A 20,376-nucleotide genomic window follows, 5' to 3' on the forward strand; every position below is an offset into this window, starting at 1 on the left:
GAGGTCCGATGTTCAAGCGAGACGGCGGGCGCACAGTGTGCGCGGCGCGGCGGCGGGTTCAGGGCGCGCACGGAGCGAGCGCATCATGATGCGCTCGGCAGTTGCGGGGGCGCTCACGGGCGCGCGCGAGGCGACAAACCTTGAGGTGCTGTTCGGCGGCTACGCCGCACCCGATTCTGGTCAATTCACGATCACCCACACCGTCGGCGCCAAGACGCCAGCGCTGACAGGCCTCGTGATTCGCAAGGGGGAGGGGCTCGGCGGCCTCGCGCTCGCGCAGAAGTCGCCCACCGTCGCACGCGACTACCTCCACGACGCAACGATTTCCCGGCACTACGATCCGGCCGTTGAGGCCGAGTCGCTGCGGTCGGTCGTCGCGTTCCCCATCGTCATCGAGGGCGCGGCACGCGGCATCGTCTACGGCGCGCGGCGCCAGACGGGCACGTTCGCGGAGCCCGAGGTCAAGAGCGTGCGCGCCGCCGCCGAGGCGGTCGCCTTCCGCGTTGCCGTCGACGAAGCAGTGCAGAAGCAGGTGGAGTCGGCGGAGACTGCTGAGTACCTGCGCACGGTGCACTCGGCGCCGGCAGACCGCGAGTGGGAGCAGGTGCGGGTCGCGTTCGCCGAGCTCCGTGAACTCGCGCGCACCATCGAAGACACGGAAACGCAAGTCGGGGTCCAGGCAGTCCTCGACAAACTCACCCCAGAAACTGTCGCTGAGGGCCCCACGCTCTCGGCTCGCGAGATCGACGTGCTCGCTCTCGTCGCGCTCGGGCTGAGCAACCGCGAGATTGGGGGGCGCCTGCACCTCGAACTCGAGACCGTAAAGAGCTACCTGCGCAGCGCCATGCGAAAGCTCGGCGCCCACAATCGTGTCGAATCGGTTGTGCTCGCGCGCGGCCTCGGCCACCTGCCCTAACCGGCATCAGTACCCGGGTGTCGCCCACAGGCGACGCTCACCACCCCGGGGCCACCGCACCGCACCGGCGTGCCACGGAGCCCCACACAAGACACACGAAGGAACGGTTTGATGGAGAACTACAGTCTGAACGAGGAGGAGCTGCAGCTCGCCGAGATGGTGCGAGAGTTCGCAGACGAGGTCGTCGCGCCCATCTCGTACGAGGCGGATCGCACGCACACCCTCCCGCTCGACATCGTCGCGCAGATGGGCGACATGGGCCTGTTCGGCCTCCCGTTCCCCGAAGAAGTCGGCGGTCAGGGAGGCGACTACTTCGCGCTGTGCCTCGCGATCGAGGCGATCGCCCGCGTTGACCAGTCGATTGCGATCACCCTCGAGGCCGGGGTGAGCCTCGGTGCGATGCCCATCTTCCGCTTCGGCACCGACGCCCAGAAGGCCGAGCTGCTCCCAGACCTCCTCGCTGGCCGGGCGCTCGCGGGCTTCGGCCTGACCGAGCCCGAGGCGGGCTCAGACGCGGGCGCGACGCGCACAACGGCCCGGCTCGAGAACGGCGAGTGGGTCATCAACGGTTCGAAGCAGTTCATCACGAACTCGGGCACCGACATCACGAAGTTCGTCACCGTCACCGCGGTGACCGGCGAGAACAACGGCCGCAAAGAGCTCTCGACGATCATCGTGCCGAGCGGCACCCCGGGCTTCACCGTTGAGCCCGCGTACGACAAGGTCGGCTGGAACGCGTCAGACACGCACGCGCTCACCTTCAACGACGTGCGCGTGCCCGAGGCGAACCTGCTCGGCGAGCGCGGCCGCGGCTTCGCAAACTTCCTGCACACGCTCGACGAAGGCCGCATCGCCGTCGCGGCGCTCGCGACCGGCGCGGCCGAGGGGTGCCTCGAACAGGCGATCGACTATGCGGGCAAGCGCCACGTGTTCGGTGAGCCGCTGAAGACCCGTCAGCACATCCAATTCATGATCGCGCGCATGCAGCTGCGCGTGCACAACGCGAAGCTCTCGTGGCACCACGCCGCACGCCTCTGCGCCGAGGGCAAGCCGTTCAAGACGGAGGCCGCGATCGCGAAGCTCACGGCCTCGGACGCCGCGATGGACAACGCGCGCGACGCGACCCAGATCTTCGGCGGCAATGGCTTCATGAACGAGTTCCCGGTCGCGCGTCACTACCGCGACTCGAAGATCCTCGAGATCGGCGAGGGTACCAACGAGGTACAGCTGCTCGTCATCGCCCGCTCGCTCGGCCTCGCGTAAGTCGAGAGCAGACGGGCCGCGGCCTGCAAGAGCCCCGCCCCACCCGGTCCACGGGCGCGGCGGGGTTCGCGCGTTGCCCCTCCCAGAGTGCCAATCCCAACCAGCCCACCAGCGGCCACACCGGCCGCTCTAAGATGGGGACGAGCTCGCTGCCGGAACGAGCTCGACAGAACGGGGCAGACATGCGCATCGCCAAGACAACGGACACGGGCAGCGTCGGCGACGTCTACCTGCTCTCGGAGGAGTTCATGCTGGCTGCGGGCGCGTTCGAGCGTGACACCGCGGATGTGCCCGGTGAGCTGTTCATCGCGTTCCGGTCGCTGCCTCGCGACTACGGGCGCCGCTCAACGGTGAGGTACTCGTCAGCTGAAGATGTTCTCTTCCTCGACCTCGCCATTGTTGAAGAGAACATCGCGACACTTACGGTCGACGAGCAGCGCAACCTGCTCAGGGCCGAACTCACTGACCTGATCGGACGCGGCGTGCGCTCGCGCACGGCCACATGGAGCACAGTGCAGCGGCGCCAACTCCGCGACGCGTTCGACGCAATGCTTGGCGGCTCGACGGGCAGCCCACCCTCCGCCGGGCCCGAGACGTACGACGCGAGCGGGCCCTAGTCGAGTAGCTTCTTGTACGCCCGGGCCATGAGCCCGTCGCGCAAGAGATGTTTTTGGAGCTTTCCCATCGCGTTCATCGGTAGAGAGTCAGCCTCAAACCAGCTCGACGGGATCTTCTGTGGCGACAGTCGCGGGCGCAAGAATTCCTTGAGCGCGTGGGCTGATGCCGGTGCCGAGTCGGGGGTGAACTGAATGGTCGCGGCGACAGTCTCACCCCAGCGCTCGTCGGGAATGCCGACAACCGCGGCAAGCGAGACGTCCGGGTGCTGCTGTATCGCCTCCTCCACCTCCCTGGGATAGATGTTCTCGCCACCTCGAATAATGAGGTCTTTCACGCGGCCCGTAATTGTGAGCGCTCCCGTTTCGCTCATGAACCCAATGTCGCCCGTATGGAGCCAGCCGTCCGTGTCGATGAGCTCCGCGCTTGCCTCAGGCATGCCGTAGTAGCCGTCAACGACCTGATACCCGCGAGCGCAGATCTCCCCGCGCTCGCCGATCGGAAGAAGTGAGCCAGTTTCTGGGTCGCAGATTTTTACCTCGACCTGCGGAAGCGGTGCCCCCGCGGTGTCCCAGCGCTCAGCCTCGGATGAGCTGGGGGAAGTCTGCGCGAGGATCGGGCTCAATTCGGTCTGCCCGTACACCGTGGTGAGTGGCGCGCCGAAGGCCCGCTCGATCTCGCTTGAGAGCGCACGCGGCAGCGCGTCACCGCCGGAAGACACGATGCGCACGGTCTCGAGATTCGCCCGCCGAGTGGTGAGCCTATCGAGCACCGCCCGAAACATTGCGGGCACCATCCGCACGTCGGTCGCCCCGTAGGTTTCGATTCCGTCGAGTATGAGATCTGGGTCGAACGTGCGGGGCAGCACGAGCGCACTCCGGGTGAGAAACGAGCCGAAACCCGCGAGGCCAGATCCAGCAGTGTGGAACAGGGGGAGCGGCGAGACGCCAACCCCCGCGGACGTCAAGCCAGAGCGCTCGTTGACGAGGGCCGCGTTCGTGATCATCGCGCTGTGCGATAGCTGCGCTGGCTTCGGCAGCCCCGTTGTGCCCGAGGTGAATTGCAGCTGAATCGCATCGTGCGGTCGGACAACGGGAAACTCCTCGGCCACAGGGGTTTCACGAATCGTGTCGAGCCAGCCCGCGAACGGAATCAGCGACGGGACCCGAAGCGGCTCCCTCCGGCTGCGGAGCCTCACGATGTCGAGCGCTTCGTAGAGGATAGGCGCCATGAGCGTGCCTCGCACCTCGTCAGAGAATGCGACAGCGTCGGCGTGTGAGGCAGCGAGCACGTGCGCGAGCTCGCGCCCCCTGAGAGCGGGGTTCGCGGTCACGAGCGTCATCCCGGCGAGGGCGGTGGCGCACTGCAGAATGAGCCACTCGGGGTCATTTGCAGCCCACACTGCGATGTGGCTGCCCGCGTCGAACCGCTCGAGTAGCCACGATGCGCCACGCTCGGCGTCTGCGAGGAGTTCTGCGTAGGTCCAGGTGCGCGCTTGGGCACCCGGGGTGAGCGCGATGAGCGCGGTGTGGTCGCCCGAGTCCCCGGCGGCTGCGCCGAGCAGGTCGCCGAGCGTGAGCTCGAGTACGGGGCTGCGGGTGTCAGCGGGATAGTACGATTCGGTCAGGTGCACGGCGACTCCTCTGTCGAAACTGGTGCTGGATGCGAGGCGGGTGGGCGTGGCAACTACAGCGCCGACACCTCGGCCTCGGTCGGGATGGGCCCGCCGCCATTCGGAATCAGGCCGCCCGCGTCGCGCCACTTCGTTGCGGCATGAAAACCATGTGTCTGGGCGAACTCCATGAACCAGCGGCCCTCGGGTGAATGGCGTGTGATGCCGTCGAACAGCGTCGCGAGGTTTTGTGTGGTCTGCAGCCCCATGTTGTCGTAGGCCTGATTCACCATGAGCTTTTGCATCGCGAGCTGGTTGGTCGGCACCGTCGCCATCCGGTCGGCGAGCGCTTCGACGGCGCCGTCGAGTTCGGGCTCTGGTACCGCTTCGAGTACGAGCCCCCACTCGGCGGCCTTCGCCCCGGTGATCGTGTCGCCCGTGAGTAGCATGCGCTTCGCGCGTTCGACGCCGAGCCGGTACACCCACATCGCTGTTGTTGGGCAGCCCCACACTCGGGCGGGCATGTACCCGATCTTCGCGTCCTCGGCCATGACGACAAGGTCGCAGCTGAGCGCGACGTCGCTGCCCCCGGCGACTGCGTGACCGCGCACCTTGGCGATTGTGGGCTTGAGCGAGCGCCAGAGGCTGAAGTAGTGCTCGGTCGCCGCCCGCATCGACGCGTAGTCCTTGATCGGGTCCCACAGGTCGCCCTGGTTGTCGACGCCCTGCTCGGCGTAAAGCTTGAGGTCGTACCCTGAGCTGAACGACCTGCCCGAGCCGGTGAGGATGATCACCCGAACCTCGTCGTCGGCGTTCGCCCGCGCGACGGCATCGGCGAGCTCGCGCGCCATGTCGAGCGTCAGGGCGTTGAGCGAGTCAGGCCGGTTGAGAGTGATGTAGGCCTTCCGGTCGCGGGCCTCGTAGAGAACTATGGGTTGTGAAGACACTGGTGCTCCTATCTGTGTACTTCTGTGTACTGAAACTGGAGTGTTGGTGTCTCGAATGATAGGCGCTTTTAAGTTACTGTGCAATAAACGCTACTGCGGCATGGTTGAAACGTGCTTGTACCCGCCCCAGATTTGCTCGCGCTCGGCATCGAAGTCGCGCGTCTGCGGCGAGCCCACGGGTACTCCATCGACGCTCTCGCCGAGGCCGCTGGCGTGCACCGCAAGACGATCATTCAGATCGAGGCGGGCAGGGTCGCGGCCCGTGTGAGCACGCTCCACGGGATCGCCCACGCGCTCGACGCCCCGCTCGCGGAGCTGCTGGAGCCGCTGTGCAGGCAGCACGCCGTGCCCCAGCGCTCCGCCGCCCGCTAAGCCGCCATCCCGCGCCACGTGATGTCGAACGCCGCGGCGAGGCGACGGCGGGTGTCGGCCGACTCGAGCGGCTCGCCGCGCACAATCGACTGGTAGTAGGCGGCCCCCGCGATCGCGTCGAACGCCGCTTCGACGTCGAGGTCCTCGCGCAAGATCCCGCGCTCGATGCCTGAGCGCAGCGCCCGCTCGACCGGGCCGCGGCGTCGGCTCACGTGCGACTCCCAGTACGCGCGCTGCAGGGCCCGATCCGCCATGACGAGCCGGATCCGCTGTCGGAAGCGCGCCTCTGAGTACCCCGAAGGTGAGATCGACGTCGGCGACCCGATGAGCGACGTGAAGAGCGTCTCGCGGAGGTCGCCCCCGACGGGCAGCTCGGGCGGCACCGTGCGGCCGACATCAAGCGCGGCGGCGATGAGGGTCGTGAGCGAGGGCCACCTGCGGTAGAGCGCGGCCCGGCTCACGCCCGAGCGCTCGACGACGCGCGACACCGTGACCTCCTCTTCCGCGTCGATGAGTTCGAGCACGGCGGCGACGATCTGCGGGTCCATGTCGGTGTCGCGCGGCCGGCCGGGGCCGCGGCGAACCGCGGCCCCGGCCGATGCTGCAGGAGCGATCGTCACGACGCGAGTGCCCGCGCCCGGAGCTTCGCGACGGTGTCGTCGCTCAGGCCCACCGCACGAAGCGGGGTGAGAGCGTCGCCGTGGCGCGCCCGCAGCGTATCGAGCAGGATCCGCATTGACACGTCCATCCCGTCGTCAGTCAGCGCCTTGCCGTCGAACGCCTCGGGGTCGAGGCCGAGCTTCGCGAACACGGCGCTCATCGCGGTTCGCGTGCGCGCCATGATTGCGGGCATGTTCGGCCCGGTCTTCGCGTAGTCCGCGACGATCGTGTCGTCGTCGGCTCCGAGCACGAGCAGCAGGGAAGCTGCGAGCACGCCCGTGCGGTCGCGCCCGGCAGCGCAGTGGAACGCCGTGGCTCCCGGGGTGTTCGCGATGATGCCGAGCGCGGTCACGATGAGCGGGGCGGCGCGGTCGATCATGCCAACGTACATCTCACCCATGAGTTCGTGCGTGAGCTCGGGGGCGTCGCCGACGGGCGCCTCGATCGAGCCCATGAACGGCAGGTGGTGGTACGCGACGGGGTAGTCAGCGAGGGGGCCGCGGCCAGTGACCTGCACCTCGTGCGGTGAGCGCAGGTCGATGATCGCGGTGAGGCCGTCTTCGACGAGCTGGGCCGCGAACTCGGGCGTGACTGTCGCGAGGTCGTCGGTACGAATCGCGAGGCCGGCGCGCACCGTGCCGCCTTCGATCGGGGTCCCGCCGAGGTCGCGGAGGTTGACGGGCGTGCTGAGCTCGAGCTCGAGTGTGGCGGTCATGTGATCTTCTTTCTGATGAGGGCGCTGCCCTGGTCGATTGCCGTGACGAGCACGATGATGCAGATGATGATGGCGCTGAGGTGTCCGTAGTCGTACATGCGCATGGCGGTGGTGAGTTCGAGGCCGATGCCGCCCGCGCCAACGAGGCCGAGGATCGTCGCGCCGCGCACGTTGCCCTCAAACAAGAGCAGCGTGTACGAGACGAGCAGCGGGGCGGCCTGCGGCAGCACGCCGTATTGGATCACCTGGCGTTTGGACGCGCCGACCGCCTGCATGGCGACCATGGGGCCGCGGTCCACGGACTCCATCGCCTCAGCGAAGACCTTGCCGATGGAGCCGAGGGAGCCGAGCGTCATCGCGAGGATGCCGGCGAAGGGGCCGAGCCCGACCGCCGAGACGAACATGAGCGCGAACACCAGGTCGGGCACCGAACGGATCACGTTCATGACCCAGCGCGCCGCGTAGTAGAGCCACTTCGGCGAGATGTTCGACGAGGCGGCGAACGCGACGAGCAGCGAGAGCACCGCGCCGAGCACAGTGCCGACGACGGCCATCTGGAAGGTTTCGATGAGCAGTTCGACGATCTTGCCGAACTTTGAGAAGTCCGGCGGGAACAGTCGTGAGAGGAACTCGCCCATGTTGACCGCGCCCTCGCCGAGCTTCGCGAAGTTGAACTGGGCGCCGTTAAACGACCAGATCAGCACGATCACCGCGACCGGGAGGCCCATGAGGAATCGGGCGCGGGGCAGCGAAACAGCCTTCTCGAGGCGTGCACGATCTGCCGCGGGCAGTTCGGGCTGCTGCGCCTTCGGGCGCTCAGGCGCTTGCGTGGACATTCGGCGTCACCTCCTCCGAAGCGGTGTAGCCCTCGAAGCCGTCGGCGTGGTCGACGTCGTCGGAGTACAGCGGCGCGAGCTTGGCTGCGTCGAGGTCGACGGTGCGGCCGCTCACGATCATTTCGCCGTGACGCAGCCCGACGATGCGGTCGGTGTGCGTGAGCGCGAGCGGCAGCACGTGGAGGCTCACGAGCACCGGGATCCCGTCTTGCACCGCGATCTCCCGCAGTAGTTCGAGCACCGAGTCGGCGAGCTTCGGGTCGAGCGAGGCGACCGGCTCATCCGCGAGGATGAGCTTCGGTTGTTGCATGAGCGCTCGCGCGATCGCGACGCGCTGCTGCTGTCCGCCGCTCAGTGAGCGGGCAGGATCCTTCGCCTTGTGCGCGATGCCGACCCTGTCGAGCAATTCGAGCGCGCGCTTCCGGTGCGCTGAGGTGAACCCGTAGGCGACGTTGATGGGGCCGGCGCTGTGGAGCGCGCCGGTGAGCACGTTCGTGAGCACGCTCATCCGCGGGATGAGGTTGAACTGCTGGAACACCTGGCCGACCTCGGACCGGAGCGTGCGCAGTTCGCCGCGCCGCAGGTTCGTCACGTCGTGCCCGGCAACCCGTACCTGCCCGCCCGAGACCGGGGCGAACCCGGTGAGTGAGCGCATGAGCGTTGACTTGCCCGAACCAGACGAGCCGAGCAGCGCGACCATCTCGCCGGGGAAGAGGTCGAGGTCGACGCCATCGAGCACGTTGGGGCCGCCGTCGTAGGCGACGCGCAGGTCACGGGCAGTGACGAGGGGGAGCGCCTGGCGCAGTTCTGCGGTGGTCATGAGCGCGGGGTCGATCACTTGAGGTCCTCGAGCTCGACGCCCGCGATCGCCGCGATATCGGCGAACGACGAGAAGAAGTCGGGCTTCGGAGCGATGACGGGCTCGAGTCCCGCGAAGCCGCCGTAGCCGGCGAGGCGCTCCTTGTTCTCTGCGGAGAAGACCTTCGGCAGCGCCTCCTCGAGCTGGGTGCGCGTCTCGGCGTCGAGCGACTGCCGAGCGAGCACCGAGCCCATGACTGCCATCGGGGCGCTCTCGCCGACCGCGCGCCACTCGCCGTCCTCGAACGGGAACATGGGGGCGCCCATCTCGGTGAGCATGAACGCGGTGCAGGCCGCGTCGACCTGGCCCTGCTCGAGCGCCGCGAAGCTGCCCTCGTGGCCGCCGGCGAAGATCGCCTCGTAGTCGGTGCCCTGTTCGAGGCCCGCCTCGTGGAGCATGGAGACCGGCATGAAGTAGCCGGAGCTCGACGCCTGGTCGGCGAACGCGATCGTCTTGCCCTTGAGGTCGGCGGGGGTCTTCACCGGCGAGTCATTGAGTACGACGCACGTCGAGACCGGCTTGTCGTCGCCGGGCCAGGCGAGCAGCGCGTCGACCTCGCCTGTGTTCACCGCGAGGGCAGACGGGAAGCCGCTCATGATGCCGATGTCGACGTGGTCGGCGCGAATCGCCTCGACGACTGAGAGGTAGTCGGGCACATCGGTGACCTCGACCTCGCGGCCGGTTTCTGCTTCGAGCAGTTCGACGAGCACGTCGACCGGGTTCTCTGCGGTCGGGTCGTCTGACATGGGAATGGTTGCGATCGTGATCGGCGCATCCGCAGCGGCGGACTCGGCGCCCGCGGGGTCTGCGGCCTGGCAACCGGTGAGGGTGAGCGCGGCGATGCCGACGATGCCAAGCGAGGTGATGACGTTGCGACGCATGGTGACCTTTCGGAGAGAGTGGCCCTCGAAGAATTCCGAGAACACCTGTATTCAAACTCCCGAAGGTGACGGGCAATTACGAGACTGGGGGTTCGCTCGCCAAACCTTTCATGAACGGGGAGTGAACATGTCTTCCAGCTGGTCTGGAGACCGGCGTAGAGTGGCCGCTATGGGAACGGATAGGGCGCTAGCAGGGCTGCCGCACGCAGGTCCTGTTGGGGTCTTTGACGGGGGCATCGGCTCATTTGACATGGTGCGCAGGCTCCGGGCGGCATACCCGAAGCAAGACATCATCTATCTGGCTGACCGAGCGAGCTTTCCCTATGGCAGTCTCACCGAGCATGAGCTGCTCGAATCTGTCTCCCGTGCGGTCGATGCGCTCGTGGGCCTCGGCGCTCGCAGCGTGATTCTCGCCTCGAACGCTCCGAGCGTGACCATTCTCGATCAACTGGCAGAGAGGTCGCCCGTGCCGGTGCTCGGGGTAAAGCCGCCGATCGCCGAGGCGCTTCGGGCGGTGCAGCCTGACGGTCGGGTCGCCGTTCTGGGGGCCGGCATGATGATCGACAGCTCAGCGCTCGCTGGGTATGTGGCGAGCGAGGCTGCCAACGTCGGCGCTGACGAACAGAGGGTTGTGCGGGTTCGTGCCGATGAACTCATTGACCTGGTCGAATCGGGGGAGTTTCTCAAACCGGCTGTGGCGTCCGAACAGGTCCGAGGCTTTCTCGCACGCCTGCGCGCGACCCAAGAGGGTATCCGCGCACTCACGCTCTCCAGCACACACCTTCCGTGGTTGGCGGGGGAGTTTAAGCGTGTCGCCCCAGAACTGCAGCTGTTTGACCCAGCCGATGATGTTGTTGCTTCATTCGCATCCGTCAATGGCGGTTCTCGCGAGGGGCGCGGCGAGCTTCTCTGCGTGGCAACCGCTTCAGAGCGCCATACGTTGGAGGAGTTTCAAGGGATCATCGAAGCTCTAGAACTCGACATCAAGCCGAACCTCATCACGCTTGTGGGCGGCGAACCCTGAGAATGCCCTCCTGCACCACGGTGGCGACGAGCGCGCCCTCGCGGGTGAACATGTCGCCCTGGCACACGACGTGGTCGCCCGCGCGGCTCACGAGGCGCTGCGAGAAGAGCAGCCAGTCGGCCGGGTCGAAGTCGGCGTGGAACCAGATGCTCTGCTGGATGGTCGTGCTGAAGAGGCCGGGCGCGAGCCAGCCATGACCGAGGGAGGCCGCCGCCGACTCGAGAATGGTGTCGTCGGCGATGTACGCGATGAGGCCTGAGCGCCCAGCAGGGCTTGCGAGGAGCTCACGCTGCGCGCCGTCGTCGCCCGTGAAACGGACCCAGACGCGGTTGCGCTCGCGGGGCGCGACGGCCTCGCCGTAGAGCGGCGGGTCGATGTGCCGGGTGTCGAGCTGGCGGTCCGCGCCCCAGTATTGCTCGAGCCCGCCATCGTCAGACAGCGCGCCGCGGGCCGCAATCGCGTCGGCCGCCGACGGCAGCGAATCAGGATCCGGTAGCCCCGCCAACTGCGGCTTCGGGGCGACGTGAACCTCGCCTGGCCGGGGCGCGCGCAGCAACACGCTTCCCTCCGCAATCTCGTTGCCGCCCTGGATGAGCCGCACCGAGCGATTCGCGTACCGAAACCCGTCGCGCACCCGCTCAACCTCGTAGGTCAGGCTGCCGTCGCGGTCGCCGGGCAGCAGAAACACGATCTGCATGCTGTGGGGAAGCTGCCCCTCAGCCGCCGAGCCCACTGCGGCCGCGAGCGTGCCGACCGAGAGATCGCCACCGTAGGCGGCCGGCCAGGGCGTCGGCACGGTGCGCCCCTCCCACCGCTCGAAGCGCTCGCCGGGGTCGCGACTGTCGTCATCGCCTGGCAGCCGCGTGAGGGCCCACGGGGTTGCGAGCTTGGGGAGGGAAACGGTCATGGCGTGCGGCGCCCTTTCGCTAGGCCAGCTCGGTGAGTTTCGCGCGGAGCATCTTGCCAGTGCTCGTCTGCGGGATTTCGTCGATGAATCGCACGGAGCGCGGGTACTTGTAGGCTGCCATATGCTCGCGGGCCCACGCAATGAGCTCGTCTTCGGTGAGCGCGCCCTCGCTGCCCTCACGGAGCACGATGAACGCGCGAGCCGACTCACCGCGCTGCTCGTCGGCGTAGCCGACGACCGCGGCCTGCTTGACCGCGGGGTGGCGCACCAGCATCCGCTCGACCTCCTCGGGGAAGACCGAGTAGCCGTTCGACTTGATCATCTCTTTCGTGCGGCCCTCGAAATGGAGGTAGCCATCTGCGTCGATGCGTCCCATGTCTCCCGAGTAGTACCAGCCGTCGACCTTCACCTTCGCCGTCTCGGCGTCGCGACCGCGGTACCCGATGAAGACGCTCGGGCTGTTCACCGCGATTTCACCGAGCTCGCCCGTCGGCAGTGTCACGCTGCGGTCGTTGGCGTCGACGATCTTGATTTGCGTCTCGAACGCCGGCTTCCCGTGGCTGCCGTGCCTGATCGCCTCGGGCGGCATGAGCGCGTCGCCCGTGTGTGTCTCGCTCATGCCGTACGCGAACTCGAACAGCGGCGTGCCAGAGGCAGCTGCCCAGCGGTCAGAGAGTTCCTGGTCAATCTGCGAGCCGAAGCTCGTGCCGAGGTTCAGGCGGAGCGCCGGGAACGTCTCGGGGACGAAGAGCTCGTGAGCGATCATCTGGTTGACCATCGGCGGTGTCGAGTAGAACACGCTGATGTGCTCGTCGCGCATGCGCTCGAGCACCTGGCCGGCGTCGAAACGGTGGAACAAGACGATCGTCGCGCCGACCATGATGGGCGAGGTCATTCCGACGAGCATGCCCGCGATGTGGAAGACCGGCATCGCGCTGCCGAACACATCGTCTCCGCGGAAGCCGTACACCCCGAGCATGCACGCGGTCTTGAACTCGGCATTGCCGTACGACAGCTGCGCGCCCTTCGGCTGGCCAGTCGTTCCCGAGGTGTAGATCACGAGGGAGGGGTCCGTGAGCATGTTGATCTCGGGCTCGTCGGGAGCGGTGACCCGCTGAGCGATGAGATCCACCATCCGCTCTGTGCCGGCCGGCACCGGAAGGCCCGTGCGCCCGGGGAAGCCTGCCGCGCCGCCCGTGGGCAGGAACTCTTCGTACCCGCTCGAGATGACGTGCTTGAGCTGGGTCTGCTGCCGCACGGCGAGCACCGTGTCGACCTGATCGTCGCTCGTCACGATGACGCGCGCCTCGAGGTCGTTGAGCTGGTATTCGAGCTCCCACTCCTTAAACATCGGGTTGCACGGCCCGACAACGGCCCCGAGCTTCTGGATCGCGAAGAACGCGATAACGAACTGGGGCGAGTTCTGCAGGTACAGCGCCACCGTGTCGCCCTTGCCGATGCCGCGCTCGGCGAGCGCGACGGAGAGCGCGTCCGAGCGCTCATCGAGTTCGCGATAGCTCGTCGTCTCACCGTAGAAGTTCAGCGCGGTGTGGTCGGGCTTCGCTGCCGCGTGATCGCGGAGGTATCGGTGGAGCGGGCGGCCCGTCGTCGGAGCGGTTGCTGATGCCATGAGCTGTCTTCCTTTGTGTGCGTCGTTGCGTGTGAGCGGCCGCGGCGGCCAGCTGGTACCGGCCTAGCGGCCGGTGAATTCGGGGGCGCGCTTCTCTTCGAACGCTTCGGCTCCCTCGCGGAAGTCTGCCGTGAGGGCGGAGGAGACCGTCGCCGCGGCCTGCATACGGAGCGCGCCAGAGAGCCCAGCCTCCGCGGTCGCGGTGATCGCGCCCTTCATGAGCCCGATGGCCCTGGTCGCGCTGCCCGCGAGCGTTTGGGTGAGCGCTTTGACGGCTTCGTCGAGTTCGTCAGTCGGCACGACTCGCGTGAGCACGCCCCACGAGTGTGCCTCGGCCGCGGTCACGAACTCGGCGGTGTAGAGGATGCGAGCGGCGACCTGGCGGGGCACGAGCGTCGGCAGGAGCGCGGTGCCAGCCGCGATCCCACGAAGCGCGAACGGCAGCCCCACTTTCGTCTGTTCGTCGGCGATGACGAAGTCGCACGCGAGCGCCATTTCGAAGCCAGCGCCGAGGGCGTGCCGCTGCACCTTGCAGACGGTCGGCTTCTCGATGCGGCGCAGCTCCTCGACAAGTACCGGGTACCCGCGCATGTACTCCTCGAGCAGGTCGTCCGACTTCGGGTGTTCGGGGGTGCCCATGTCAATGAGATCATCGCCCGCGCAGAACGATTTGCCCTCGCCCTCAAGCACGAGCACGCGGACTGCGACGTCATCGGCGGCGCGCCTGATGCCATCGCGGATCGCGGCGATCATGCTGTTGTTCAGCGCGTTGAGAGCCTCGGGCCGGTTGAGCGTGATCGTGGCGACGGCGCCATCGACGGCATAGCGAACCTGGGGTGTCATCGGGTCTCCTTCTGCGAGTCTGTGGTGGGCGCCGCGTGCTTCGCGAGCTCGGCCCTGATGTCGTCGGAGATGCGCTCCGAGCGCTTCTCCTGCGGGTTGACGTTGACGTAGGTGGTGCGGCCCGTGGCGCAACGCCTGCCGTGCTGGTGCATCTCTTCGTAGAGTGTCAGCGACGAATTCCCGACGCGTTCGACCCAGGTGCGTACGGTGACCGGCGCCGGGTAGGTGAGCTCGTGCTCGAAATCGACGGTGAAGCTCGCGACGATCATGCGCCACTGCGAGAAATCCTCGGGCGGGCCGAACAGCGCAAAGAAGTCGCGGCGGCCCGCCTCAAACCAGACGGGCACGACCGTGTTGTTGATGTGGCCGACCGCGTCGGTCTCAGAGACGCGGGGGTGAATGACTGTCTCGAACACTGCTCTCCGGTTCAGGGTTTCGTGGGGTGGTGGGTGCGGTTGGTGACGCCGCGTAGGCCGGTGCCTGGGCGCCGGCCCACGCGATCAGGTTAGCTGCCGTACGTCGCGGCCGCCTCGGCCGCGTCAGCGTCTGTGTACTCGCGCTCGTGGGCGATCGCGATCCTGTGGAGATCCTTCGCCGTCGGCGGCTTGCTGAGCAGGCTGCCGACGATGCACGCGATGAGCGAGATCGGGAGCGAGATCAGGATCTGGGAGAGCGCAGGGAGCGAGAATCCCCAGAGCAGCACGAGGTACGACGCGCCGCCCGCAATCGCGCCGACAAGCGCACCAACGCTCGTCATCCGCTTCCACCAGACGCCGAGCAGCGTCGGGAAGAACAGCGCTGAGGCGAGCAGTCCCATCGCGGCGGTGTAGAGCAGGGTGAGGAGCGCGGGCGGGTTCATCGACAGCAGCAGGGTGATGACGCCGAAGACGAGCACGCCCCACTTGGTCGCGGCGCGCTTGGCGCCGTCGGTCATGTTCGGCCGAACCTCGCCGAGGAAGTCGTACGAGAACGCCGCGCTCAGGCCGAGCAGCATGGCGCTCACCGATGACATGACCGCGGCGAAGATGCCCGCGAACGCGACGGCCATGAGCCACTTCGGCACGTTTTCAAGGAAGATGAGGAAGACCTCGTCGGCGTTCTCAAGGTCGCCGCCGCCCGTGATGATGATCGTCGAGGCGACAATCGCGACGCAGGTGAGGATCGCGGTGAGCACGTACAGCCCCAAGCCAAGCGACAGCGACGCGCGGCCGGTGCGCTCAGTCTTGGCCGCGAACAGGCGCATGACGGTGTGGGGGAGCACCGCGTTCACGGTTGCCCAGACAAGGAAACCGCCGACGTAGGCCACGAACGGGAACGGGGTGTCGTCGCCACCCGCCGTCCACTGCGGCCGGAGCTCCTGTGCCAGCTGGTACGAGTCCACGCCACCGCCGTTCGTCGAGAGCGCGATCGCTCCCGTCGCGACGATCACGCCGATCATCAGCAGACCCTGCATGAAGTCAGTGAGGGTCACTGCCTTCATGCCGCCGATGAACGTGTAGAAGATGTAGACGAGCCCGATGAGGATCACGGACCAGGTGTAGGGGATGCCGAAGAGGCGCTCGCCGATCATGCCGCCGACCTTCATCTGCGCGACGAGGTAGGCGACGAGCGTCACGACGATGACGACGGGCACGATGATGTTCAGGCCCTTGTTCTTGAAGCGGGCCTTGATGAACTCGGGCACCGTCGAGACGTTCATGTTGCGCAGCGTCTTCGCGAGGAAGAACGTCGTGAGCAGGTAGCCGACGGCGACGCCGGCGTTGTAGGCCGTGATGTAGCCCCAGCCGCCCGCGTAGCTCAGGCCAATGTTGCCGAGCATGGTGCCACCGGTTGCAAAGGCCGCGAAGATCGCGAAGCCGTTGATCCAGAATCCGACCCCGCCGCCGCCCGTGAGGTACTCCTTCGCGGTGCCGGATTTCTGCTTGCGCGAGGCGTAGACGCCGATGCCGACGGAGAGCAGCATGTACGCCGCGAGTACCACGAGGGGCACGATCTGTGTGCTGGTCATGGCTACTTCACCTCACTGTCAGCGTCGCGCTTGAGGTCATCGGACGGGGTGATGAGCAGGTCGACGATCATCACGACGAGCGCGAGCAGCATGATGCCGATGAGCAGCCAGTTGATGAGCGCGGTGCCCGAAACCTGCGTGTAGAACGTGAAGGGGTTGATTGACAGCACGCACACGACGAGGATGCCGATCGTCGAGTACAGCCTGTACTTGGAGATGGGGAAGAACCCCTTGGGCTTGGGTGGATTAGGCAACGGTGCCATCCTTTCTAGCGATGTGGTCGGAGAACTGTGGGGGCCGTTTGTCGAGGAACGCTGCCATGCCTTCGCGGGCGTCGGCGGTGCCGAACAGCACTGCCTGCGCGAGTTTCTCGACGACCAGCCCGGTCGCGGGGTCTGAGTGGGCGGCGCCGACCGACAGCTTCGCGAGTTGCGCCGCGAGGGGGCCGCGGGCGCGGATCAGCTGCGCGAGCTCGCTCGCGCGTGCGGTGAGCTGCGCGGGTTCGCACACCTCGGAGACGAGGCCGCGGTCGCGCGCCTCAGCTGCCGTCATCGGGAGGCCGGTGAGGATGTGGAAGAGCGCGGTGCCGGATCCGGCGATGCGGGTGACGAGCTGCGTGCCGCCAGCGCCGGGGATGATGCCGAGCGACAGCTCTGGCAGACCGAGTTTCGCGCGCTCGCTCGCGATCCTGATGTCGCACGAGAGCGCGAGCTCGAAGCCGCCGCCGAACGCAAAACCGTTGACCGCGGCGATCGTCGGCTTGGGGTAGTTTCGCAACCAGGTGAAGAACTCTTGCATCCCGGTCGCGGCAGCCATCTCGATCGCGCCCTTGGCGGCGAGCTCAGCGATATCGGCGCCAGCGGCGAAGGCCTTCTCGCCTGCGCCGGTGAGCACCACCACGTCAACGTCGGGGTCGTTGACCCAGCCGGTGAGCACCTCGCGGAGCTCGCGCAGCACCTGCTCGTTCAGCGCGTTGAGTGCAGCGGGTCGGTTGAGTGTGAGCGTTCCTACCCCGTCGGCGACGTCGGCGGCCACGAACTCGCGGTTCACTGAGCGGCCCCGTCGTAGGTGAAGAACCCCTCGCCGGTCTTGCGGCCGAATTTGCCGGCCTCGTAGAGGCTCGTGAGGCTCTGCGAGGGGCCGTCCTCGGGGCGCCCCGACTCGGCCGCCTGTAGTGTTTTGATGTGGTAGTTCACATCGATGCCGGTGAGGTCGAGCAGCGCGAACGGCCCGATCGGGTGCCCGAGACCCTTCCGCACCGCAACGTCGATGTCTTCGACGGACGCGATCCCCGCCTCAGCGAGGCTGATCGCCTCGTCGAAGATCGCGGTGAGCACGCGATTGACGACGAACCCGAAGATCTCCCGGGTGATGTGCACCGGGTGCTTGCCCATTGACGCCGCGAGGGCCATGGCCCGTGCGACGGTCTCCGGCGCGGTGTGCTCGCCCTCAACGACCTCGACGAGTTCCATGACGAGCGCGGGGTTGAAGAAGTGCATGTTGCAGACGAGCTCCGGGCGCGCGAGCCCCTCCTTAAGCTTCGAGCTCACGATACTCGAACTGTTCGTCGCAAGGATGCAGTGGGCCGGGGCAAGCAGCTCAAACTCGCGGAACAGCGACTGCTTCGCCTCAAGCTTCTCGACGATCGCCTCGATCATGAAGTCAGCGCCCGCTGCGGCGCGCTCCAGCGACGTCGTCACGGCGAGGCGCGCGAATGCGGCGTCTGCCTCCTCCCGCGAGATCCTCCCCTTCGTAACGCGCCGTTCCGCTTGCGTGCGAAGCTCGCCGATCGCCACGTCGAGCCGGTCTGCGTCGATGTCGTACAGGGTGACGTCGTGCCCGGCGAGCGCGCCAACGAGCGCGATCTGTGAGCCCATTGCGCCACTTCCGCACACCGTGAGAGTGAGGGGGCGTGGATCAGTCATGTGTATCGTCCTTGATGTTGAAACGGGGGATGGGGGCTGTTGCGGCGCGCTAGTCGCACTCGAGTGACAGCGCGATGCCCTGGCCGCCACCGATGCATGCGGTGACGAGACCGCGCCGCAGGCCGCGATGGCGCAGCTCGGTGATGAGCTTTGCGATGAGCATCGTGCCGGTGGCGGCGATCGGGTGGCCGTGGGCGATCGCGCCGCCCACAACGTTGAGCTTCTCGGGGTCGATCCCGAGCTCGCTTGAGCAGGCTATCGCCTGCACGGCGAACGCCTCGTTGAGCTCGACGAGATCGAAGTCGTCGATCGTCATTCCGGTGCGCTCAAGCAGTCGGCGCGTTGCGGGTACGGGGCCGAGCCCCATGAGGTTCGGGTCGACGCCCGCGACCGCCCACCCAGTGATGCGGGCGAGCGGGGCGAGCCCGCGGGCCGTCGCATCAGCGAGGCTCATGACGACCGTCGCTGCTGCGCCGTCGTTGATGCCTGAAGCGTTGCCCGCGGTCACCGTGCCGTTCGCTTCGAACACTGGCTTCAGCCGCGCGAGGCCCTCAGCTGTCGTATCCGGGCGCGGGTGCTCGTCGCGCGTGAAGAGCGTGCCGTCTGCGAGGGGCACCGCGATGAGGTGCTCATCGAACGCGTTGCGTGCGACGGCCGCGGCCATGCGCTTCTGGCTTTCGAGCGCGAAACGGTCTTGCTCGTCTCGTGTCACGCCGTACGCTCGGGCAATGTTCTCGGCCGTGATCCCCATCGGCGGGTCGCCCGCCTCGCGAGGGGCGAGTTCGCGCCGCAGGAAGCTCGGGGGCGAGGCGGGGAAGGGGCGCTGGCTGCGCTCAAGGAGAAACGGTTCGCGCGACATGCTTTCGGCGCCGCCCGCGACGAACACGCCGCCCTCTGCCACGACGCCCTGGGCTGCGAGGGCGACCGTGTTGATACCTGAGCCGCACTGCCGGTCGACTGTCACGCCGGGCACAGTCTCGCCGAGGCCGGCGTGCAGCGCCGCAACCCGGGCAACGTTGCCCTGGTGAGACAGGGTATTTCCAAAGATCACGTCGGTGATGTCTGCGGGATACAGCTGGGCGCGGCGCACGGCCTCAGCGATCACGAGCCCGCCGAGCTCCGAGGCTTCGTGCCCAGCGAGGGCGCCCGCGCGGCGCCCAATCGGGGTGCGTACGGCGGAGACGATGACGGGTGTGCGGGCGTCACTCATGCTGCTGCTCCGTTCTGGGGCGTCTCGGGGAATCGGATAATTTGCCGCAGCGCCTTGCCCTCAGCGAGCAGGTCCATTGCCACGTTGAGGTCGGTGAGTTCGATGTACGAGGAGACGAGCCGTTCGAGCGGTAGTCGGCCCGCGCGCCACAGGTCGGCGAAGATCGGAATGTCGCGCTCGGGAATTGCTGATCCGAGGTAGCAACCCGAGACCGTGCGGGCCTCAGCAACGAGCCCGAGCGGCGTTAGCGAGATGCGCGCGTCGGGGTGTGGCAGCCCAACCGAGATGGTGCGGCCGCCCGCCGCGGTGAGGCTGATCGCCGTCTCAAGCGCCTGCGGGTGCCCCGCGGCCTCGATGACGCACGCGGCGCGCACCCCCTCGGCAACGGCCTCCTCGGGGGAGTAGGCTCCAGCGGCCCCAAGCTCCCGCGCGAGCGCGCGCTTCTCTGGCGAGAGGTCGACGCCGTAGACGGGGCCGAGCCCGAGCGCGACCGCGGTGATGAGGGCGGCCATGCCCACCCCGCCGAGCCCAACGACGACGGTCGCGTCGCCCGCTGCAAGCTGCCCCTCGTTCAGCACTGCGCCGCCCCCGGTGAGTACCGCGCAGCCGAGCAGCGCCGCGATCTCGGGAGGCACGTCGTGCGGCACACGCACCACGGAGCGGACGTCGACGACGGCGTGGGTCGCGAAGCCAGAGACGCCGAGGTGGTGGAACACGGGCTCACCCTCGCGGGCGAGTTTTACGCTGCCGTCGAAGAGCGTTCCGGCGTTGTTCGACTCGGTGCCGGGCGCGCACGGTAGCTTGCCGCCCGATGCGCAGCCGTCGCACTCGCCGCAGCGGGGGAGGAACGTGAGTACGACGCGATCGCCGATGCCGTACCCCTCCACGCCGTCGCCGAGCGCCTCAACGATGCCGGCGGCCTCGTGCCCGAGGAGCATCGGGGTTGGGCGGCGACGGTTCCCATCGACGACGGAGAGGTCCGAGTGGCACACGCCCGCGGCTTCGATCCGCACGAGGATCTGCGAGGGGCCCGGGGTGCCGAGCTCGAGCTCGCCGACGGTGATGGGCAGGCTGCCAGAGAACGGCCGCTCTGCGTCGCAGGTCTCGAGAACCGCGCCTGTGATCTTCACGTGTTACCTCTTCGTATGTTGCC

The 20,376-nt window shown here is 67.4% G+C and carries 22 protein-coding genes; 5 read left to right on the forward strand and 17 right to left on the reverse strand.

What is annotated here, in order from left to right; translation table 11 throughout:
• The first annotated feature begins 85 nt into the window (after positions 1–85).
• The 3 genes from FB468_RS00730 (at position 86) to FB468_RS00740 (ending at position 2,796) form a co-directional block, all read left to right on the forward strand.
• Entirely contained in the window at positions 86–916 is an 831-nt protein-coding gene (locus FB468_RS00730) for a helix-turn-helix transcriptional regulator (RefSeq protein WP_141885661.1), read from the forward strand.
• A 111-nt stretch (positions 917–1,027) separates the two neighbouring features.
• On the forward strand, positions 1,028–2,179 hold the full coding sequence (locus FB468_RS00735) for an acyl-CoA dehydrogenase family protein (protein WP_141885662.1): 1,152 nt from the start codon (positions 1,028–1,030) through the stop codon (positions 2,177–2,179).
• A 182-nt stretch (positions 2,180–2,361) separates the two neighbouring features.
• On the forward strand, positions 2,362–2,796 hold the full coding sequence (locus FB468_RS00740) for a hypothetical protein (protein ID WP_141885663.1): 435 nt from the start codon (positions 2,362–2,364) through the stop codon (positions 2,794–2,796).
• Here FB468_RS00740 and FB468_RS00745 read toward each other — a convergent pair.
• Positions 2,793–4,427, reverse strand: a complete 1,635-nt coding sequence (locus FB468_RS00745; protein ID WP_141885664.1) for a class I adenylate-forming enzyme family protein — start codon at positions 4,425–4,427, stop codon at positions 2,793–2,795. The genes FB468_RS00740 and FB468_RS00745 overlap by 4 nt on opposite strands.
• A gap of 53 nt (positions 4,428–4,480) precedes the next feature.
• The gene (locus tag FB468_RS00750) at positions 4,481–5,353 is read right to left on the reverse strand and encodes a crotonase/enoyl-CoA hydratase family protein (protein ID WP_211359056.1); all 873 of its coding nucleotides are present in this window, start codon (positions 5,351–5,353) and stop codon (positions 4,481–4,483) included.
• A 111-nt stretch (positions 5,354–5,464) separates the two neighbouring features.
• Here FB468_RS00750 and FB468_RS00755 point away from each other — a divergent pair, with 111 nt between their 5' ends.
• On the forward strand, positions 5,465–5,725 hold the full coding sequence (locus FB468_RS00755; protein WP_141885665.1) for a helix-turn-helix domain-containing protein: 261 nt from the start codon (positions 5,465–5,467) through the stop codon (positions 5,723–5,725).
• On the opposite strand, the gene FB468_RS00760 is transcribed toward FB468_RS00755, so the two are convergent.
• Genes FB468_RS00760 through phnD form a run of 5 tightly spaced genes read right to left on the reverse strand, consistent with a single transcriptional unit; the run spans position 5,722 to position 9,676 of the window.
• On the reverse strand, positions 5,722–6,345 hold the full coding sequence (locus tag FB468_RS00760) for a TetR/AcrR family transcriptional regulator (RefSeq protein WP_246055665.1): 624 nt from the start codon (positions 6,343–6,345) through the stop codon (positions 5,722–5,724). The genes FB468_RS00755 and FB468_RS00760 overlap by 4 nt on opposite strands.
• Complete coding sequence (locus FB468_RS00765; RefSeq protein ID WP_141885666.1) at positions 6,342–7,100, reverse strand: tyrosine-protein phosphatase; 759 nt, start codon at positions 7,098–7,100, stop codon at positions 6,342–6,344. Before FB468_RS00765 ends, FB468_RS00760 begins: the two co-directional genes overlap by 4 nt.
• Positions 7,097–7,936, reverse strand: a complete 840-nt coding sequence (gene phnE / locus FB468_RS00770) for a phosphonate ABC transporter, permease protein PhnE (RefSeq protein WP_141885667.1) — start codon at positions 7,934–7,936, stop codon at positions 7,097–7,099. The genes FB468_RS00765 and phnE overlap by 4 nt, the downstream gene beginning before the upstream one ends.
• Positions 7,917–8,774: a phosphonate ABC transporter ATP-binding protein gene (locus FB468_RS00775; RefSeq protein ID WP_246055667.1), complete on the reverse strand. Its 858-nt coding sequence runs from the start codon at positions 8,772–8,774 to the stop codon at positions 7,917–7,919. Before FB468_RS00775 ends, phnE begins: the two co-directional genes overlap by 20 nt.
• Complete coding sequence (gene phnD, locus FB468_RS00780; RefSeq protein WP_141885668.1) at positions 8,771–9,676, reverse strand: phosphate/phosphite/phosphonate ABC transporter substrate-binding protein; 906 nt, start codon at positions 9,674–9,676, stop codon at positions 8,771–8,773. The genes FB468_RS00775 and phnD overlap by 4 nt, the downstream gene beginning before the upstream one ends.
• 169 nt (positions 9,677–9,845) lie before the next feature.
• Here phnD and FB468_RS00785 point away from each other — a divergent pair, with 169 nt between their 5' ends.
• Positions 9,846–10,700, forward strand: coding sequence for a glutamate racemase (locus FB468_RS00785; protein ID WP_170219595.1), 855 nt, complete (start codon positions 9,846–9,848; stop codon positions 10,698–10,700).
• Here FB468_RS00785 and FB468_RS00790 read toward each other — a convergent pair.
• The 10 genes from FB468_RS00790 to FB468_RS00835 all read right to left on the reverse strand — a co-directional run bounded on the left by FB468_RS00790 (position 10,675) and on the right by FB468_RS00835 (position 20,353).
• Complete coding sequence (locus FB468_RS00790; protein WP_141885670.1) at positions 10,675–11,607, reverse strand: acyl-CoA thioesterase; 933 nt, start codon at positions 11,605–11,607, stop codon at positions 10,675–10,677. The genes FB468_RS00785 and FB468_RS00790 overlap by 26 nt on opposite strands.
• 19 nt (positions 11,608–11,626) lie before the next feature.
• Positions 11,627–13,237: a class I adenylate-forming enzyme family protein gene (locus FB468_RS00795; RefSeq protein ID WP_141885671.1), complete on the reverse strand. Its 1,611-nt coding sequence runs from the start codon at positions 13,235–13,237 to the stop codon at positions 11,627–11,629.
• Positions 13,238–13,300: 63 nt separating this feature from the next.
• The gene (locus FB468_RS00800; RefSeq protein WP_141885672.1) at positions 13,301–14,080 is read right to left on the reverse strand and encodes an enoyl-CoA hydratase/isomerase family protein; all 780 of its coding nucleotides are present in this window, start codon (positions 14,078–14,080) and stop codon (positions 13,301–13,303) included.
• Positions 14,077–14,496: an acyl-CoA thioesterase gene (locus FB468_RS00805; protein WP_141885673.1), complete on the reverse strand. Its 420-nt coding sequence runs from the start codon at positions 14,494–14,496 to the stop codon at positions 14,077–14,079. Before FB468_RS00805 ends, FB468_RS00800 begins: the two co-directional genes overlap by 4 nt.
• Before the next feature lie 89 nt (positions 14,497–14,585).
• Complete coding sequence (locus FB468_RS00810) at positions 14,586–16,088, reverse strand: sodium:solute symporter family protein (RefSeq protein ID WP_141885674.1); 1,503 nt, start codon at positions 16,086–16,088, stop codon at positions 14,586–14,588.
• Between the two features lie 2 nt (positions 16,089–16,090).
• Positions 16,091–16,342, reverse strand: a complete 252-nt coding sequence (locus FB468_RS00815) for a hypothetical protein (protein WP_141885675.1) — start codon at positions 16,340–16,342, stop codon at positions 16,091–16,093.
• Entirely contained in the window at positions 16,335–17,138 is an 804-nt protein-coding gene (locus FB468_RS00820; protein ID WP_141885676.1) for an enoyl-CoA hydratase/isomerase family protein, read from the reverse strand. Before FB468_RS00820 ends, FB468_RS00815 begins: the two co-directional genes overlap by 8 nt.
• Positions 17,135–18,013, reverse strand: a complete 879-nt coding sequence (locus tag FB468_RS00825; RefSeq protein WP_141885677.1) for a 3-hydroxyacyl-CoA dehydrogenase family protein — start codon at positions 18,011–18,013, stop codon at positions 17,135–17,137. The genes FB468_RS00820 and FB468_RS00825 overlap by 4 nt, the downstream gene beginning before the upstream one ends.
• Positions 18,014–18,062: 49 nt before the next feature.
• On the reverse strand, positions 18,063–19,223 hold the full coding sequence (locus FB468_RS00830; RefSeq protein WP_141885678.1) for a thiolase family protein: 1,161 nt from the start codon (positions 19,221–19,223) through the stop codon (positions 18,063–18,065).
• A complete protein-coding gene (locus tag FB468_RS00835; protein ID WP_141885679.1) occupies positions 19,220–20,353 on the reverse strand; it encodes an alcohol dehydrogenase catalytic domain-containing protein in 1,134 nt (377 codons plus the stop codon). Before FB468_RS00835 ends, FB468_RS00830 begins: the two co-directional genes overlap by 4 nt.
• Positions 20,354–20,376: the final 23 nt, after the last annotated feature.

Origin of the sequence: Leucobacter komagatae (assembly GCF_006716085.1) — a bacterium.
Taxonomy (GTDB): domain Bacteria; phylum Actinomycetota; class Actinomycetes; order Actinomycetales; family Microbacteriaceae; genus Leucobacter; species Leucobacter komagatae.